The 18441-nt window shown below is 67.7% G+C and carries 17 protein-coding genes; all 17 read right to left on the bottom strand.

Annotated features, from left to right (window positions below; genetic code table 11):
- Complete coding sequence (locus ACFWI4_RS08920; protein ID WP_387192593.1) at positions 1–2865, bottom strand: hypothetical protein; 2865 nt, start codon at positions 2863–2865, stop codon at positions 1–3.
- 3 nt (positions 2866–2868) lie between these two features.
- On the bottom strand, positions 2869–3381 hold the full coding sequence (locus tag ACFWI4_RS08915) for a hypothetical protein (protein WP_387192590.1): 513 nt from the start codon (positions 3379–3381) through the stop codon (positions 2869–2871).
- Between the two features lie 14 nt (positions 3382–3395).
- A complete protein-coding gene (locus ACFWI4_RS08910) occupies positions 3396–7382 on the bottom strand; it encodes a phage tail tape measure protein (RefSeq protein WP_387192587.1) in 3987 nt (1328 codons plus the stop codon).
- A gap of 132 nt (positions 7383–7514) precedes the next feature.
- Positions 7515–7913: a hypothetical protein gene (locus ACFWI4_RS08905; protein WP_387192584.1), complete on the bottom strand. Its 399-nt coding sequence runs from the start codon at positions 7911–7913 to the stop codon at positions 7515–7517.
- 42 nt (positions 7914–7955) lie between these two features.
- Positions 7956–8363, bottom strand: coding sequence for a hypothetical protein (locus ACFWI4_RS08900; RefSeq protein WP_387192581.1), 408 nt, complete (start codon positions 8361–8363; stop codon positions 7956–7958).
- A 3-nt stretch (positions 8364–8366) separates the two neighbouring features.
- Positions 8367–8801 (bottom strand): hypothetical protein, encoded by a 435-nt coding sequence (locus ACFWI4_RS08895; protein ID WP_387192578.1) that lies wholly within the window; start codon positions 8799–8801, stop codon positions 8367–8369.
- Positions 8801–9541 (bottom strand): hypothetical protein, encoded by a 741-nt coding sequence (locus tag ACFWI4_RS08890; RefSeq protein ID WP_387192575.1) that lies wholly within the window; start codon positions 9539–9541, stop codon positions 8801–8803. Before ACFWI4_RS08890 ends, ACFWI4_RS08895 begins: the two co-directional genes overlap by 1 nt.
- Positions 9542–9928 (bottom strand): hypothetical protein, encoded by a 387-nt coding sequence (locus ACFWI4_RS08885; protein WP_387192572.1) that lies wholly within the window; start codon positions 9926–9928, stop codon positions 9542–9544.
- A gap of 37 nt (positions 9929–9965) precedes the next feature.
- The gene (locus ACFWI4_RS08880) at positions 9966–10424 is read right to left on the bottom strand and encodes a hypothetical protein (RefSeq protein WP_387192570.1); all 459 of its coding nucleotides are present in this window, start codon (positions 10422–10424) and stop codon (positions 9966–9968) included.
- The gene (locus ACFWI4_RS08875) at positions 10421–11005 is read right to left on the bottom strand and encodes a hypothetical protein (protein WP_387192567.1); all 585 of its coding nucleotides are present in this window, start codon (positions 11003–11005) and stop codon (positions 10421–10423) included. Before ACFWI4_RS08875 ends, ACFWI4_RS08880 begins: the two co-directional genes overlap by 4 nt.
- Positions 11002–11400 carry a hypothetical protein gene (locus tag ACFWI4_RS08870; protein WP_387192564.1) on the bottom strand — a complete coding sequence of 133 codons (399 nt, stop codon included), beginning with the start codon at positions 11398–11400 and terminating at the stop codon, positions 11002–11004. Before ACFWI4_RS08870 ends, ACFWI4_RS08875 begins: the two co-directional genes overlap by 4 nt.
- 1 nt (position 11401) lies before the next feature.
- Positions 11402–12451, bottom strand: a complete 1050-nt coding sequence (locus ACFWI4_RS08865; RefSeq protein ID WP_387192561.1) for a hypothetical protein — start codon at positions 12449–12451, stop codon at positions 11402–11404.
- 38 nt (positions 12452–12489) lie between these two features.
- Positions 12490–12897: a hypothetical protein gene (locus ACFWI4_RS08860; RefSeq protein ID WP_387192559.1), complete on the bottom strand. Its 408-nt coding sequence runs from the start codon at positions 12895–12897 to the stop codon at positions 12490–12492.
- A gap of 391 nt (positions 12898–13288) precedes the next feature.
- Positions 13289–13807, bottom strand: a complete 519-nt coding sequence (locus ACFWI4_RS08855) for a hypothetical protein (RefSeq protein WP_387192556.1) — start codon at positions 13805–13807, stop codon at positions 13289–13291.
- Positions 13808–13902: 95 nt separating this feature from the next.
- Positions 13903–15267 (bottom strand): phage major capsid protein, encoded by a 1365-nt coding sequence (locus ACFWI4_RS08850; RefSeq protein WP_387192553.1) that lies wholly within the window; start codon positions 15265–15267, stop codon positions 13903–13905.
- 11 nt (positions 15268–15278) lie between these two features.
- Positions 15279–16358 carry a head maturation protease, ClpP-related gene (locus ACFWI4_RS08845; RefSeq protein WP_387192550.1) on the bottom strand — a complete coding sequence of 360 codons (1080 nt, stop codon included), beginning with the start codon at positions 16356–16358 and terminating at the stop codon, positions 15279–15281.
- 55 nt (positions 16359–16413) lie between these two features.
- Complete coding sequence (locus ACFWI4_RS08840) at positions 16414–18441, bottom strand: phage portal protein (RefSeq protein ID WP_387192547.1); 2028 nt, start codon at positions 18439–18441, stop codon at positions 16414–16416.

Genomic DNA, 18441 nt, shown 5'->3' with positions numbered 1-18441 from the left:
TTACAGGGAGAAGTAGGTGGGAGTCGCGAGCCTGATGTCGGTGCCTGCGGCCTGCGCCTTGACGACGCCGTTGATCGAGCGGGTCACGGTGAAGGTCTGCGGGTTGACCACGGCCAAGTTGTCGTAGGACACGACCGGGGACACGTTCGTGTTGCCCACTTCGAGAATCGACCGGGTCCCGACACTCGTCGCCGACGAATGCGAACCATCCGCCACCGTCACCTGCCACTCCGGCGTCTCAATCAGATCCGCCACCGGCCAGGCTTTCGCCCGCAGACGGGCACCCTGCCCCTGGAACCGGATCCGGAAGAACGCGCCCGGCGTGTACGTGTACGACAGGACGCTGGAGGCGAGCACCGACTCCGCGCCACCAATCCGCCGCACGATCGCCATCGTCAACACGTTCGCCGTGGAGAACGCCAGCCGGGCCATGAACATGCCGTCGATGTCGATGTACCGGCCGACGAGCGCCGCGTAGATCGGCGCACCCGTCGCCGCAGCACTCGTGGTGACGCTGCCGTAAAGATCGAAATTGGCGTACCCGATGTCGGTGAAACACCGGCGGCTCACGTCCACGCTCCCCAGCGTGTGCGTACCCACCCCAGACCCGACCGCGTAATCGGTGCCGGTGCCGCCCGACGTCGTCCACGCCTGACCGCTGTCCGCACTACCCCAACTACTCGACGAGGTACGGCCGAACGCATCCACCAGCTTCGAGGAGACCGCGGTCACCCGCATCACCTCACCGCCGACCCGGATGTCCCACGGCACCTCGGCCGTGTCGGTGGTCCACAGCATCGACGGATCATTCACCGGCGCCACATCCAACGACGTCGCCCCCGACGACACCGCGGCGAGCAGCGCCGAGTCGTCCGTATCGATCCGCGCTGTCGACCCGTCCAGGTAGCCGATCTGATTGAACGGCGACGCGGGCTGGCAGTTGAACGTCAACCTGTGCTCGAACCGGCTGATCGTCTCCGACGTGCCGAGGACCAGCTGGTCGATCGTGTCCGGCGGCAGCCACACCGGCGGGTTCGTGATCTGGATCCGGTCGCCCGCGCGGATCGCGAGGATCGCCCGGCGCATCGTCGGCGTAATCGACGGGTGTGCGAGGTTCACGGAGACCGTGGGGAAGCGGGCCTCGTCAACGGTGCCGAGGTGTACGCGCCAGGCCGCGTGATCGAGCAGCGTCGGCGTATCCGAGGTGGCCAGGTTCAGCGTCGTGTCCTGCCCGTACACGCCCACACCGGCCGGCGGCAGCGCCGTCGACAGGCGTCCTGACGTCTCCTCGTAGGTGCCCGTGATCCCGTTCACCGTCACGGTGACCCGGTTTTGGATGTACCGGTCGTCCTCCACCGGCGTCGGAACCTGCGCCAACGCCGCGCCCGCGTAGTCCAGCGCGAGCACCGCGTCCTGGTTGCAGAGAGACGCCCGCGTGCGGTAGCCGAGCCCGAGCACGCTGCGGTTCTCGTACAGCATCCCGCCGTCCGCGAGCACCGCCTCCTGAACCAGCGACAGCATGTTCTGCTTGCCCTGCGCGCCGAGCGGCACCGTGTCGTCGAGGTCGCCAACCCAGTCGAACGGAATGCCCTCCTCACTGCACAACCGCTGAATCCGGCGCCCGGCCGGCTCCCCGACAGGATTCAGCCGGCGCCCCAGCGCATCGACCGCGCTGATCGCGTTCTCCACGGTGCAGTGTCCGACTGCGACGCCGGGCAGGTACTGGGTGCCGATCGGGCTCGTCACCGAGCGGGATGCCGGGCCAAACTGAACCCGGGTCACACGGGTCAGCTGGGTCAGACCAGCGGTGCTGGACACGTTGGCCGTGGCCCCGGTGGAAACGTTGGTGATGCGGACGGCGCGAGTGATGCCCGTGCCCGACTCCTGCAACTCGACCGAGACGTACAGCAGTTTCCCGCGGACGTCGTAGTCCGACTCCAGGTCAGCACCCAGATTGGTGCCGTCAGAAGCACAGGTCCGCAGCGTCAGCGACGTCGACGTGCCGGCGAAATTGCCGTAGTACAGCTCCCAGAACTGGGTGGCGCCCGCGCTGTAGTCGACCTGGTCGATCGAACAGATCACCTTGCCCGTGGTCAGCCCCGTCGCCGGGATGAAGACAAGGAAGCGGACCTGGGTCGCCGTCGGGTCGTCATACTTGGCGACACCGCCGGACACGTACCCGGAGGACAGGTCGGGCAGCGGGTCCGACGCCCCGAACCCCGTGTACGAGGCGAGCTCCGGCGTACCCGTCATCGTCATCGGCGACCCCGACGGCAGCCCGGAAGCCAGCTTCGTCGACCCGGACACATCCTCCATCGGCCAGTACCCGACCACCTGCGAGCCGATCGGGTCCGTCACCGCGTTGTAGATCACCGAGCGGTCCGGCACCGGGCCCTGCGCGAGGCGCCGCAGGATCCCGGCCGCCGTCGCATCCGTCCACACGTCGCTGCCGCTGGTGTCCCAGTTCGGGACCCACTCCGAGATCTCCCCCCACACCCGGTAGCTCTTGCCACCCATCCCGTCCGGCACCGACACCCTGACCGGGGTGTTCCTGCCGATTGCCCCGAAGTACGGGCCCATCGGGTTCCGCGGCGAGAACCGGCCGTCCCGGTTGTCCAGTTGGAGCGAGCAGGTCCCGGCCTCAGTCTGTGAGCCCTCGTCCCGGATACCACGGCTGAGGCTGATGTTCCCGGAGTCGTCCCGGACCAGCGTGTAGCCGGTGATATCCACCCACGCCCCGGACACCCACAGCTCCACCAGGACCGGGTTGCCGTCCGAGGCCTCACCCGAGCTGCGCGCCGGGGCAGGCAGCAGCGCCAGACGGCGCCGCAACCCGGCAACCTGGGGAACGAGGCCCGGGGCCATAGGTCAGCCCACCTCCACGAAGGTGATGAAGCACCGCATGTCGCTCGCGGTTGTCGGGCACGTCGCCCGGATGCGGAGGAACTTCGAGAGCGCGACGATCGGCCGGTCGTCCGGCATGAACGTCCGCACATAGGACAGCCCGGACTCACCCGACACCGAGGACAGCGACACCGTGTCGAACACACGCGTCGCCGTGATCGTCCCCTCGGCCGTGGCGGTGTAGCCGGTGAGCGCGCTGCCGCCGATGCACAGGGAGTTGGTGCCGTTCGGGTCCAGGTTGATGATCCCGGTGGCGGTCGTATGCGCGGTCACCGTGGCCGCGACGTCCGTCTGGAGCAGCTCGATGACACCGTCGGCGCCCGGCGGGTCGTCGAGGCTGAAACCCCACTCCAGGATCTGGATCATCCTGGTGCTCGGGGTCGCCACCTGGAGCATGGTCTTGATCGCGGTCCCCGTGGTAACCGACTGCTGCGCCGCCGTAGTCGGCGCCGGCCCGTTCCAAGTCGTGTACGGCATACGTTCCTCTCCTCTTACCGGCCGCGAGGCGGCTGGAGTGTTGCCTCGATGCCGCCGCGGGCCCGGACCTGCTTGCGGCCCGTGTCCACCCACAGCTCGCCGAAGTCCTTGTCGCCGATGCGAAGCTGAATCACGAGCGGCGCACCGTCCCCACCCGCCGGCGCCCCGCCAGCAGCAGCAGGAGCCCGGCGGGGGGTGTTGAGCATCGACGCCCACGGAGCCTGAGCCAGAGCGAGCCGCCGCATGCTGTCCGGGTTCGACAACACCCGCGACCCCACCGGCAGCTCCGCCAGCTCGGGCCCCTGCTCGCCCACCCACGTCAGCCCCGACCGGATACCGCCCGTGGCGGCCGCGCCGACGATCCCGCCGCTGGCTTTGCCCTTGATCGCCTTCTCGATCAGCTTCTCCATGGACTTGGCCAGCTTGTCCATGCTCTTCTTCAGGCTGTTCTGCGACGCGGTCAGCGACTTCACGACCGCGGTCTGCGCCTTGATCGCAGCCCCATACACCGCATCCGAGGTGGTCTTGCCTGCCGAGCCAGCAGCAGACTCGATCTGCCCCTGCACCGAGTTGATCGACGACACCTCAGACGACGACGCCTCCAGCAGCGCCCCGGCCGTCTCCAGGCCGCCGCCGTCGACACCGGCCTCAGCGACCTGCTGAATGATGCTCTTGCTGTAGCCCTTCGCCTTGAGCTGCTTCAGCGCGGACGCGAACGCGGTCACCTTGTCCCGCGACATCGTCATCTGCCCGCGGATCGACCCCAGCGTCACCGTGGTGTCTGCCCCGGCGCCCTTGGTGATGTTCGCCGAGCTGATCAGGCTGGACTTCACCGAGTCCTTCAGCTGCGATGCCGCGTCCTTCAGCGAGTTCAGCTTGTCCTTCGCCTTGTCCAGCGACGCAGTGACCGAGGTCAGCTTCTTCTCGTAGTTGATCAGGCTCTTGCCCACCGAGTTGAGGTGCTTGAGCAGGTTCGACTCGGTGCGTCCGTGGAACGCGGCCTTGATCTGCCCCGCCGCCTCGTTCAGCGACGACACCAGCGCGTTCACATCCGACGGCGCACCCAGATTGTGCTCGAACGGGGTCCGCTTGTAGCCCGCCGCCCGCCCGAAGTAGCTGATGCCGAACTCGCCGTGCAGCTCGTGACGGGCGTCGGACTCGGCCTTCGCGGCAGCCTTCGCCTGGGCCTGCGCCTTCTTCTGCGCCTTGGTCAGCTTGACCTTGCCGCCCTTGGCGAAGTGCGGCACCCGGTCCTCGTTGATCGCCTCCAGCAACGCCCGGTACTTCGACGTCTGCTTCTTGTTGACGATGAACTCGCCGCCCATCGCCAGCAGCGGCACATCATCCTGCGTGCCCGAGCCGCCCTCGATACCACCGCCGTCGGCGTAGCGGCGCACCATGCCGCCGGCCGCGTACTTGCCGCCCTCGTGGAACACGGAGCCCGCATTCGACGTGGACGTCTTGGTGATGACGTAGGTGGTGGCCGTCTTCCCATCCACGGCGTTCATCGCAGCGTTGACGTTCGAGATCGCGCCGAGGGCCTGGCCGTCCTTCGCGATGATCTGCACCTGGCCGTTCTTCAGGTGCTTGATCTTGAACCCGAAGGCTTCCAAGACCTTCTCGCCGCTCTTGGACAGCGCCTTCAGCGTCACAGACTTCGAGCCGGGCGTCTTCTTCACGGCTGCGTTGAACGACTTGAGGTCCGCCTCCGCCGCCTTCTTGTCGACCTTCAGCTTTGTGGCCTGCGCCTTCGGGGGATTGAGGAGCAGCTTGGCCAGCTTCTCTGCTTCCTTGCGGGTGTCACCCATCGCCATCGCCGTGTCGATGAACGCCTTCCGGCCCTTGGCGTAGGCCTTGTCGACCTGGTCAGCAGCGAAGTGCTGCTTGTTCATCTTGTCGATGTAGTCCTCGGTCTTGGCCGCGAGATCCGACAGCACAGCACGGTTCTTCCGGCCCGCGTCCGTGTGGATGTTGAGGGTGCGCCCGTTCTCCTTCACAGCCTTCGAGGAGTCGGAGATGGCCTGCTCGAACGCCGTCTCAGCGTCGAACGCAGCGCGGTGTACCGCGTTGAGCGCCATGATCGACTGCTCCAAGCCCTTGGCGCTCATCGCCTCAGCGTCGAGAGACTTCTGGGTGTCCACGGCGGCCTGGCCGAACGTGCCCATCGAGTCGGCCGACAGCTTCTCGCCCAGACTCACGCCCCCGAGCGCGCCCTCGTAGTCGTCCATCGTCGCCTTGAACCGCTTCGCCGACCCGCCCCCGGCGATCCACGCCTTCTCCAGACGCTCAGCGGCAGCGCGCGCAGTGTCCGCATGCCCGTTCTGCACCAGATTCGCGAGGCTCTTGTCGACCGCGTCGACGTTCTCCTTCGCCCGCGAAATACCCGGCCCGCTCGCGAGACCACTCCACGCACCGAAGTCCGAGACCCAGGTGGCGAGCTTGTTGTCAGAGGCGCCCTTCGACACCATCGCGATGCTCGTACTCAGATCCGCCAGGTTGTGCTGAAGCTCGCCCGTCACCTTCCCGGACCGCCCCAGATTCCCCAGCGACGTCGTCAGCCGGTCCACGTCGATCGGCGCCCGGTCGTACCCGGCAAGCTCATGCAGCGCCAGGACCACCGCGCCGATGCCGGCGGCCACCACGCCCAGCTTCGCGCCGGTGCTCAGCGTCGAGAACGCGGCCCCGAGACCACGGACCCCGCCGCCAGCCGCGACGAATGCCCCGCGCATGTACATCGCCTTCAGAGCGACCGTCTCGAACACGCCCTGGACTGCGACGGCGCCCTTCGAGAGACCGCCCCACACCAGCTTTGCCGCGGCGATCGCCTTGATAGCGACAGAGACCGTGACGGCTGCCGCCGCGAGCCCCACGAGAGCGCCAGCGAAAGCAACTGTTGCGCCCTTGTGCGCGAGCATCACCCCGACCACCGACTGAAGCGGCGGGATCAGCTTCTCCCCGACGGTGATCGACAGCGCCTCGAACCCGTACTGCAACTCCTTCATCTGAACTGCGAAAGTCTTCTGCGTGTCCTCCCAGCTCTTGCCGAACTTGTGCGCCCCCTCTGACAGTGCCGGGTACTTCGACTCCAGGCGATCCATCTGCGACACGAGAACGTTCAGGCCCGCGCCCGCCTTTCGGCCGAACGCCTCAGTGATGACCTGACCCTGCTCCTTCGAGGAGATCCCGGCCTTCTTCATTCGGGCGACAAGGTCTTCCAGAGCGAGCTTCAAGCCACCCTTCTGCATGTCCTTCGCGAGAGTGTTCTGGGTCAGACCGAGCGTCTTGAGGGCGGCCTCGGACCCCTTGATCGGGTTGGCCAGAGCCATCACCGACATACGGAGCTGGTTGCCCGCCAACGCCCCGCGAATGTTGTTGTCGCCAAATACCGCCAACGCCGCACCGACGTCGTTGATGTTGAGGCCGAATCCCTTGACCGTGGCAACCATGCCACTACCAAAAGCCGAGGCGAGATCCTGCATCTTCATGTCGCCGACACCGACAGTGGCGTTGAGGACACCCATCGCCTTGTCGAAGTTCTGCACACCGGGAATGCCCGAAGCGACAGCGGCCGTCAGCGCATTGGTGACGTCGACGAGATCCGCGTGACCGACAGTCGCGCCCTTCGCTGCAGTCTCGGTCAGCGCCAGAGCCTTCTTCGACGAGATGCCCATGGACTCGAAGTTCGACTCGACGTGGAACAGCGACTCCGCGAGGCTGTCGGGGTCCTGCCCGACCTTCGCCGCGAGACTGAGCACGCCCGACTTCAGCCCGGCCATCTTCGATTGCGCCACACCCGCCTGCGTGTGCAGCAGCGTCATACTGGAGTCGAAGTGTGCGGCCATCTTGATCGACTCGACGCCGATTGCAGCCAGCCCCGCGCCTGCGAGCAACGCCGTCTTGTGGAATGTCTTCATTCCCGAACCGGCCTTATTCACCTCGGCGTTAACCGAAGCCATCGCGGGGCCGGTGAGATTCTTAGCCGTAACCAGAATCTCCACCACGTTCGCCATCTTCTGGATTCACCCCCAATCGCTCGATCTCCAGCAGGCGGAATGTCTCAGCAGGCTCGGCCTCAATCTCCGACGGCGTCTTATGCCACCGGTCGCAGAGGTTGAGAATCAGTTGGGCGTAGGTCAGCTCGCCAGGCTCGGTGACAGGGCTTCCGTCGGAATGGAGGCCACCTGGGAAATCTCGCCAGAGGGTGAGGGCATCTCCAAAGGGGCGGGGACCCCGGAGACGGCTTCCATCCACTTGTTGATGATGTCGAGGATCAGGTCGTCGTCCTCGCCTTTCATCGCCTCCAGCGTGGCCGGGACCGGAGTGCCCTGCTCGTCTTCGAGGTTCCAGTCGACGATCCGGTCGGCGAGGAGCTCGACGGTGCCCTCCAGGCCGTCCTTCCCGCTGGCGCTCTTCCCGGACTTGGCTTCCAGGAGCTGGCCCATGTTGAGGGAGCGGATGGACACTTCGAGGCCGGAGTAGTCACCGTCCTCCCACTTCAGGCGGTAGATCTTGGGGTTGCGCTTGAAGCCCACGTGGGCCCCCTCTCTAGAAGCTGACAAAGCGGGACGTTTAGGTCAGGCCCAGGTCGGAACTGCGCCGTCCGCGAGCACGCCAGGCACGGCAAACGTGAGCTCGCCGCCGTCCGCCCTGGTCAACGGGTAGTCGGTGAACAGCACTTCGTTGGCGAGCGTCTTGCCGGACACGGTGAGCGTCACCGTGCGGTTCACCGACGTGGACGGCACGGTCTTGAACACGTCGTGCGACATGTTCGACGCGGGGTTGAAGACGCCGTTCAGCGTCACCGAGAAGTCGGCGAGCAGCAGCAGCCGCTCGTAGGCCGACTTGTCCACGCCAGTGATGTCCTGCACGCCGCGCGGGGTGGCGAACTGGAGGTTCGTGAAGTCGTTCTTGATGGCCTGCGGCGTGCCCGACGAGTCGTCCACCGATGCGGTCGACCATCCGAGGCCCGAGCTCTTCGCCATGGGTCAGCCCCTCTCAATCTGATCTGCGATGTTCTGCTGGTGCTCGCCGAAGTCCTCCACCCAGAACTCGGGCTTCTGGTGCATCCGCGTCTTGGTGCGGCGGGGGTTGCCGCGGTGATCGCCGTCCCGGACGAGGTACAGCTCCGGCTTGTCCAGGCGCAGCCGGTGCTCGCCGGCGCGGAAGCAGGGCTGGCCGGCCTCGAAGTGCAGCCACGTCTCGCCCGCCGCGATCGGCATCTCGACGAACCGGCGGCCGGACGTCTTCGCCGCGTGCAGCAACTCCTCGTCCAGGCCCTCGACGCGGACGCGCCAGCCGTTGAGGTAGTCGGGGCAGTCCGTCTCGGCGCAGGTGGCCTTGCGGAAGTGCGATGAGGCGGGCGCGACGATGGAGTACGTCTTGTAGGCCTCGGCGCCCATCTGGGGCTGGATCCGGTTCATCAGAAGCTCACCGCCGTCGCGTTCTTCACCACGACGACCGAGAACGTCAGCGAGGAGAACCCGCCAGTCGTCGTGGTCACGGCGCGGAGGTAGCGGCGCACGGTCGCCGCGGACGTGGTGGCGACCCGCTCGCTGGTGGGCCCGGCGGTGATCTGCGTGAAGGTGAGCCCGGTGACGTCGGCGAAGCTGGAGTTGTCCGCCGAGTCCTGGATCTTCACCGTGGCGTCCGTGCCCGTGAACGGCGCGAAGACCTGGAGGTACGCCTGCGCGCCGAACGCGGCTGATGCCGTCGTATCGATCGATGTTCCGTTTGTCGCCGCAGTGTCCGTGCGCTTCCCGGCGGTGAGCTGCTGGCCCCACTCCACGCCGAAGCCGTTGCACTGCGCCTCGACCGCGAACGTGAACTCGCCGCCGTCGGCCCTCGTGCCGTCGTAGTTGATCTGCTTCGACGTCTGGCACGCCGCCGGGTTCCCGAGGGTGGTGCCGCGCGCATACGTGCAGATCACGTTCGCTGTGGGGAGCGCCGCGAGCACGTCGTGCGTCAGCCCCAGCGTCGGGTTGAAGAAGGCCTTCCACGACATCGCGCCCGTGCGCACGCCACCGATCCGCTCATGCGCACTCTTGTCGATGCCGGTCACGTCGAGCGTCGCCGGGCCCCCGGACACCGTGATGCTGCCGATGTCACCGGACATGTCGTAGCCCGCGATGTAGAAGTTGTCGCCCAGCCCGCTGCTCTTCATCTACGCCTCCTGCGACTTGTAAGGGCGCCAGTTCCGCGACGCAAAGCCGTGACGGCGTCGGTTCTTTGCCTGCTGAGAGCGAGTTGCCCACCGGCAGTTCTCCGGCGAGTAGGGGCCGTCGTTGTCGATCCGATCAAGGGTGAGCCCCTCCGGGCGACGGCCCATGTCTGCGATGAAGTTCTCGAAGCGCATCCAGCGCTCGCAGACGGTGATGCCTCGGCCGCCGTAGTCCTTCCACGCCGGGTCGCGAGGACGCAGGCAACGGCGCTTCATCGCCTCCCAGACCTTGTATTCCGGGAGCTTTGACATGCCGTGAGTGGTCCGTGCTTCGGCAACCTTGCGGCGCCCCTCGGCGCCGAGGGCGTGACCCGTCATGGCCGCGCTCATCTTGGCCCGGTACTCGGGAGACCGGACGTACTCGCCCCTAGGCACTTTGGCTCCAAAGATCATTGACGATGAGGGGAAGGGTGATCGTGAGCACCCGGTATTCGGCCCCCGACGTCGTCAGGTAGCCGGCGCGCGCCCCGAGCGGGTCGCCGTAGTGGCCGAGAAGGTCGACTTGGCGGACGAGGCCGTCGAGTTCGAAGTCGCCTGAGTAGGCGGCCATGAGCGCGTCGAGGGCGGTCATCATGTCGGGGTCGATGGCGTCTTCCGGCTCGGACACCATCGACGTGTAGAGGCGGACGTTGAGTGCGAGGCGGGCGCTGGTCGAGTCCAGGCCGGAGCCACCGCGGGCGGGCCCGATCTGCTCCACCCACACCGCGCAGGTAATCCCCGACTGCGGCGCGCTCTTCGGTTCGTGACCGTTCACCGCGGAGAAGAACCCGCTGCTCAGGGCGTGGGACTCCACCGCGTCGAGGATGGTGCGAATGTCGAGGCTCACTCGAACCTCCCCTCTCGCTTACGAATGCGCACGATGGTCGTCTTGCCGCAGCCCAGGGCGTCGGCCAGTTCCTGGAGGGTCTTGTTCGGGTTCGCGCGGACCCACGCAACGTCGGCGTCGGAGAGCGTCACCTTCCGGCTGTTCGCCGCCTGCTGACGTGTCGTCGCCCAACGGCAGTTCTCCGGCGCGTAGGGGCCGTTGTTGTCGATCCGGTCGATCGACATGCCGGGCGGCCGCTCGCCCATGTCCGTGAGGAAGTTCTTGAACTCCCGCCACCGCTCGCACACCGTGATGCCCCGGCCGCCGTAGTCCTTCCAGTCGGCGTTGTTCGTGTTGGTGCAGCGCTGGAGCATGGCGCCCCAGATGTAGTACGTCGCGGTGCCCTGTCGCTGCTCGGGGCGGCGGCGGGCGTGCCCGTGCTTGGTCCGGTCGCGGGACATGCGCTCGCGTGCCTCGTCAGAGATGACGCGCGGGATCGCGCGCATGGCGGCGGAGCGGTTCCGCTCGGCCACGTCGGGGCGCTTTTTGCCCCTCTTCGATTCGGCGATCTTCCGGCGCCGTTCCAGTTCTTTCGCGCTCACAGCAGCCCCATCGCCTTGTACCGGGCCAGCAGTTGAACCGCGATCTGACGCGCCTTCTGGTCCACCAGGGGCTTCGTCCGACGAAATGTCGAGTACCCCGGGAACCTGGTCACCGGGCTGTTCCTGCTTGAAGTTCCTTCTAGCCATGGGCCATAGATTACGTTGCCGTCAGACACCCGATAGCCCTGTCCGGCCCGGTCCACGCTGATCCTGGACTCGTAGTAGCCGGTCGGGTGCTGGAGCACAGCCTTGAGTCGCTGGCGGATGAGCTTTTCGCCCTGCTCGGCGATCCGCAGGCTGATCTCGTCCTGGAACCGGTGCATGGCCGCGGCGGTGCGCCCGTCGAACATGGGGCCCCTCTTGGCGACCCGGATGTCGAACATCGCTTCAGGCATGTCACACCGCCCTGTGGCGGGCTTTACGCCCGTGCTCGGTGTACGTCTGATCCCGCAGCGTCTGGAGCGCGTCCGCGGACACCTTCGCCGCGCTGTTGCCGGTGGTGGAGGCCTTCAGGAACCAGCCGGAGCGCTCCTGCGTGAGGATGGTGATCGCCTCGGCCTTGGCGAGCTGGTGGACCAGGCCGGGCGGGACCCAGCGGTTCACCGTGGTGCCCGAGTTGTGGCTCGCGGTGGTGGTGCCGAGCGCGCCGCGGGTCACGGTCAGCGTCCGCGGCGCGTAGATCGGCGCGCTCGTGTGCGCGGCCAGGACGGTCCCGTCGTAGGCCCGCTCGACAGCCAGCACGTTCCCTGCGATGTCGTCGATCCGGATTCGCTCCGCGTCGAGGAGCAGCACCTCGTCCACCGCGTATTCGGTGCCGTCGGCGACGGTGAGGGCGACGTCGCTCTTCCCGCCGCCGAGCGTCCCGGTCTGCCCCGTGGACGCCTGCGTGCGGCCGATGACGATCAGGCGCTCGGAGCCCAGGCGCAGCAGCGACCCGACCCCGACCTCAGCGGACGTGGCGCCGTCCACCGTCACCGTGGTCTGCGTGTCGTCGATCGCGCCGACCGTGTCGCCGAGCGCGGCCTCTACGAGCGCGCAGCCAGCCCACACGCCGTCGACTTGGATGTCGCGCTGGTAGGTGGGGCCGCCGCCGAACGAGGCGTCGGAGCCGATGTTGAGTTCGAGCCTGCTGTAGGGAGGCCCGGTCCGGTTCGGCTCCAGCAGGACGTCAGAGGTGGAGATCGTCGTGCCGCCGCTGCTGATCGAGTTCAGCGAGGCGAGCTCACTGTCGTCGAGCCACACCCGCCACGCCGTCCCGTACTGCGGAGCCGGCCAGTCGAAGTACTTCGTGGCCAGCACCGGGTAGAACGTGCGGTGGCAGAGGCTGTCGACGCTGCGGGAGGCGGCGGCGAGAGCACTGTCGATCTCCCGCCGGTTACGGGCCGACTCCTTCACGTCGAGGGCACGCATGACGTCCTCGCGGGTCGCGTACACGGGCTCGTCCATCTCTCGTCACCTCCTCTCAGGTGCTGATGTGCTGTCGGTCAGGCGCGGCCGTACAGGCTGAACCCGACCCCGGTGAATGTGGGCGAGGCACTGCCAGTGATGGCCCAGCGGATGCGGCCCTGGTTGCCGAGGCTGTAGCCATTGGTGATCTGGCCGTAGGTGTAGCCCGAGCTGTTGAGGACGGCGCCGCTGATCGCGGTCGCGTTCGAGGTGAGGACCCAGTTCCCGAACTCGTCCGCGACCTCGAAGAACACCGCGAGCGTGGGGCTGGTGCCGGTGGGGGCGTTGGGGGCGTGGACGACGAGCAGGCCGCTGGAGATCGTCGAGATGTCGATCGCCTCGATACGCCCGGTCTGCGCGTTCGTCACGCCCGCGCTGACGTGGTTGGTGCTGGAGTTCAGCATCAGCCCGGACGCCTTGAAGATCAGGTTGTCGCGGATGGTCACCGTCGTCCCTCCCCTCAGCCCTCGTCGTCAGCAGTGCCGGTCTCGGGGCCACTGCCATCCGTCGAACCGGCAGTGGAGGACGCCGCTGTCCGGCCCGGCTTCGAGCGGCTCCCCGCACCGCGGGCACGCGATGGGCGGGCGGGCTCGCTCGGCCCGGAACTCGGCGACGGCGTCTCGCTGGATGTCGAGGAGCTCGTACCAGCTGATACGTCCTCACCTCCTTCACCCTCGGCGGCGTTCGTGGCGCCGCCATGGACGCTGATCTTCGCCATCTCGTCCTCCTCCGAAGGCTGCGTCTTCTCGTTGACTCGCACGGTCGACCCGCACTGCGGACACCGCGGAGCGCCCACCGAATAGGCGGTGGTGCACTCCGCGCACTCCCAGACCGCCATCAGCCCAGCGCCGCCGCGAGGTTCGCCGGCGCGCGGCCCGCGGTCAGGTCGTGGAGCAGGTAGAGCACGCAACCGAGCTGCGCGTTCGTGCCGACATCCGCGACGTCCAGGGACACGTAGGAGTAGCCGTCCGACAGGCTGGTGCCGAGGACGGGGATGGCGATGATCTGCTGCGACTCGGCCGACGTGCCGGCGCCGCCCGGGTCGGCGATCGTCGCGGCCGCGGCCTGCGACACCCGGGACCAGGTCTCCGTGCCCGCGAGGGTGGTCGCGTTCTTCAGGTAGTAGTGGTCGATGACCGCGAGGTTCGACGACGTACCCGAGGACGACGCGGTGTGCTGCTTCAGCGTCACCGTCGGGTCGTCACCGGCCGTGCCCGCCGCCTTGAAGACGACGATCGTCAGCGCGCCCGCCTTCTTCAGGCTCACCCGCTTGCCGGTGGTCGCAGCAGCGGACAGGTCGACCGGAGCCGCGCCGATGCTGATGTCGAACAGCCTGCCAAGTCCTTCGGATGCCATGGGCTTTCTCCTGTCTGGATATCCGGTCCGGGGCGACACTGCCGGCCCGGTCGAAGCCGGCCGCGGGGTGTAAATGCCGCGGCCGGCCAAGGGTGTTACGCGGCGAGCTCGATGAACGGGCTCAGCTTGTTGGTGCTGCCGTTCTGGGGGGTGATGGCGGCCTGGATCCAGGGGCGGCCGTCGACGCGCTGGATGATCCGGAACGTCGTCTTGTCGGAGCCGAAGTTGTAGTCCGTGCTGGAGTCGGCGGTCATGATCTGCCGGTCGCCCACGAGGTAGTACGACAGGTCGACGAAGGACAGGTCACCGCGGGCGCCGAGCGCGCCAGCCTTCTCCGTGATGATCAGCGGGCGGCCGAAGATGGACATCGGCATCCCGGCGGCCGCGTTGACGACGAACACGCTGTTGCCGCCGGTGCCCACGGTGAGGCTCATCTGGAGGAGCTGCGGCAGGACGTCCGGGGAGCACATCCACACGGCGCGCGAGAGGCTGGAGGGCAGCATCTGCGCGAACATGTTGACGACGTCGGGGTACTTGACCTGGCTGGTCGTCGTGCGCGCTACCGCGATCGCGGCCGAGTTCGTAGCGCCGCGGAAGCCCTGGGGTTCACCGGTGCCGGAGCCGGTCTGGAACTTGGCGTCCTCCTCGAACGCGAGGGCCTGCGGCCACAGCGTCTCGATGAGGGCGGAGAACGAGACGATGCTGTCCTGGAGCAGCTCGTTCGGCACCGCGGAGAGGCCGGTGAGCTTCTTCGCGTCGAGGGTGACACGGCCGAACTTCGGGTTCGAGTCGGTGAGCGCTGCGCCTTCCTCACCCCAGTAGGCGACCATGCCGCCGAACACCGAACCGCTGTTGGTGGTGGTGTCGATCATCGGGAACGGCACGCGCGCGCTGTCCATGGGGACGACCGTGGCGAGAGGGCGGACGACCGACTGCTCCAGCGCGAGCTGAAGGAGCTGGCTGCGCAGGGTCTCCGGAACGAGGAACCCGCCGTCCGCAGGCGACACCGACGACGCCGCGTTGCGCAGGGCGCCGAGCTTCTCCGCGTCCGCGTTCGGGTTCTTGTGCCAGATGTTGCGCACGTAGTCGATCGAGTTCTCGAAGTGCTTGTCCACCTGCGCGCCAGCCGCGGCCGCGTTGTAGGCGGTGCCCTGCCGGTGCGAGGTGAGCATGCCGCCGCGCTTGGCCTGCGGGTCGAGGTCGAGCCGCTTGATCGCCTGCGCGGCGTCCTTCTGGCTGGCGTCGGCGCCATGGTCGCGGAGCATGGCGGCGAACTGGCGCTGCGTTTCCTCGGCGATCTGCCGGTTCAGTTCGGTGCCGTCGCCCTGCTGCCGGTTGGCGTACTGGGTGATGAAGTTCGTCAGCGTCTCGGGAGACTCGACGATGGGTGCGGCCGTGGCCGGGTCCGAAAGCATCTCCGCCAGCTCGGCGTCGTTGCTCGGGAGTGTAGGTGTTGCCACTGGTGCCTCCTTCAGGCTTCCTGCGTCGCCGAGCTGTCCGCCGACGTGCTGGGGGTGAAGCGGGCCACGAGTGCGGCCCAGGGGTCTCGTGCTGGCTGGATGAGGCGGGCGACAGCGGCCGTCCACGGGTCGACCGCTGGCGCTGCCGGTTCGGGCTGGAGGTCGAGGAGTTCGGGCCCGTGCTCGCCGCGCACCTCAGCCGTGGGCGCTTCCGGCACGGCCTCGTGAACTGGCTCGGGCTCCGGAGCCGGGGTGACGGCGGCACGGAGCTGCGCGGCGACTTCCTCGCCGATCAGGGAGCGGACGTCCGCGGTCAGCGTGGGCTCGTCGGTCTGCGGCTCAGCCTGTGCGACGGGCGGCGGGGTGGGCTGCGGCGCCTCCGGCCGGGCGGGTCCGGTGTAGCCGTAGGCGGTGAGGTCGAACTGCTGCCGCATCTCCGGCTCCTCAGGCCCCGCCGCCCGGCTCGGGCCTACCTCGTCAGCAAGCCCAGCAGCCACGGCCTCGTCGGCCAGGAACCACGTCTCGTCGACCATCCGCTGACGCCACTCGTCACGGGTCCCGCCGGCCTTCGCGGCGTACATATCGGCGATATTTGCCGAGAGGGTGTCGAGGACTTCGGCCATCTTGGCCATCACCGACGAGTCCCCGCACGCCTCTCCGGCGGCTTCGTGAATCATCAGCGTCGCCCCGGGCATGACCACGAGCCGATCGCCTGCCAGCGCGATGACGGACGCGATGCTCGCGGCGATCCCGTCCACCCGCACCGTGATGTCCGCCGGGTGTGTGCGCAGCGCCGAGGCGATGGCCAGACCCTGGAACACCGAACCGCCGGGGCTGTTAAGACGGACCGTCAGCCGGGGTGCGCTGATGGCGTTGAGTTCTTCGACGAACTCGTCCGCATAGGTGCCGAACCATCCGCCGATGTCGTTGTAGAGGAGCAGTTCAGCCTCGTCCGGGGACGCGGCGTTGGTGATGCGGTAGCAGCGGCGCCCGTCGTCGGCGGCCTGTGCCTGCGGACCGCGGGCCCTGGCTTGCACGTTGACGAACGCGGACACCTCGGCGGACGGGTTGAAGCCCTGCATGCGGCTCATGGCGTGGCCTCCTCCTCTGACCGGCTGACCCGCAGCGTGTGCGGCTGACGGGCGCTCATCCGTTGTCTCCCTGATCCCAGAAAGCCTCGACGGTGCCGCGGCAGCGGATGCCGCCCTCGCAGTCGATGTACGAGCCGGCCCCGTAGGCGGCGGTCACCTCGTCGAGCGTGGTGAACTCGGTGCCGTCGACTGCGGCGCAGGGCTGGCAGGTGTTGATGTCGTTCGCCTCGCTGGCAATCCAGCGCGCGGTCGGTGCGGCCTTCAGCGTTGCGATCCGGCCGGTGTTCTGCGCCCGGTGGACAGCACCGCCGAGCTGGTCGCGCTTGAACGTCCCCTTCAGGGTGCGGAGCATGCTCTTCACCGCGGCCGCCACCTCAGCCGCGGACACCCCAGGCAGGAACCGCCGCACAGCCTCCTGCGCCGCCGTCGAAGCGAAATTCGAGGCGATCAGCGCGGCAACAGCAGACGCGATAGCCGTCACCAGCCCGGCAACCTGCGGCACTGCCACAGCCATACCCTGCCGGCGTGCCTCGTCGGCCATACGGTCTGCGGCCTGCTGCGCTGCGTCTTCGAGCGCGGTCCGCACCACATCAGCGGCGCGCGTGGAGTCGAGGGAGAGTGCGGCCAGGGCTGCCGCGTCGGCAGCGTTGACGGCCTGCTCGATCTGAATGCCGAGGTTGACGATCCAGTCGTCTTCGACCGGGGCGAACGCGAGGAGCAGCGCGGCGAGCGCGGCCTCGTGGTCGCGCCGCATCTGGTCAGTGTCGCTGCTCGCGTTCCGGATGGCCGGGGCGGAGCCGAGGAGCCCGGACACGGATGCCGTCCATGCGGCGGCCGGCTCGGGCGGTGCGGGAGGCAGGGCACGCGCTGCCGGTGCGCCGGTGAACGCGATCTCGGGCAGTCCGACTGCGGAGAGGACGTCGGCCGGGTCGAAGCCTGCGGCGACCAGCTGTGCTGCTGCTCCGGATTGGGCGGTGAGCTGCTTGGATTCCATCTCGACGTCCCCGGTGACGGGGTCCTCGAAGTCGAACTCCAGGCCCTTGCCCATTGCCCCGTACATCGGCAGTAGGCGCGTGTTGAGGACTTCCTGGATGCGGCGCAGCCGAGGCCGGATGAGCCAGCGGCTGAACATGTCGACGGCCGCCTCCATATTGGCTCTGTTGGCGTCGTCGACGGTTCCCAACATCGGCTTGGGGAAAGCGAAGGCCTCGCGGATGACCTCGCGGGATGCGTTGCGGAGCTCCGCGAACTGCATGTCCGCCATCGAGTAGCTGCGGTCGACCCACTCCAGGCCGTTCTCCAGCAGGGCAACCCTGTGGGCGTTCTGCACGCCCCGGTGCTGTTCGTTCCAGCGGTCGCGGAACTCGTTGAACTCGTCATCGCTGAGCCGCTGGCTGGCCTGGACGATGCCGCCAGGCTGCGCCGAGTTCCTGAAGAAATTGGCGTTCCACTCGGCGCTCGCGCGGCTGGAGTCGAGGTCGGCGAGGAGCGTCTGTACCGGGCCCCACCCGCGGTACGGGTCCAAGGGGTTCGGCCTGCGGAGCATGATGACGTCGTCGAGTTCGAGGGGGACCTGCTCCCCTGTGGGCGACGAGTACTTGTACCCGGACAGGAAAGTGTCGCGGTCCGGGATCGGGACCATGCGGTCGGGACGGGCGAACCAGAGTTCCAGCGGGATGTCGAACCGCTCGTCCTTGGTGATGATCCACCACTGCTCGCCGGTCAGTTCCTCGTGCTGCTGCGTCGCCTCACGCCACTGCGGGCCGGTCATGAACGGGTTCGGCTGGTTCCACAGGTCGAGGGCGGCGTGGGAGGTGACCTCGACCCGGTCCTCCGGGCGGCCCGACTTGGCGCTGCGGTACAGCTTCCACTCGACCTGGCTGTACGAAGTGGTGATCCGCTCGACGATCGCAAAGAGAGTGCCCACCGACCCCATGGCCCGCATCTGGGCCTCTTGGCCGGCGGGGCGGAGGTAGTTGGTGATGAGCCCGGAGCGGCCCGCAGTGGGGGCAAGGGCGATGGGTGAGCGGTTGGTGAAGGTGGAGACGGTTTTACCGAGGGAGCCGAAGAGCGTCTTGCCCAT

The sequence above is a fragment of the Streptomyces sp. NPDC127038 genome, assembly GCF_042725875.1.
Taxonomy (GTDB): Bacteria; Actinomycetota; Actinomycetes; order Streptomycetales; family Streptomycetaceae; genus Streptomyces.
Note: the sequence above shows the minus strand (reverse complement) of the source record. Positions and strands in the feature narration are given on the sequence as shown.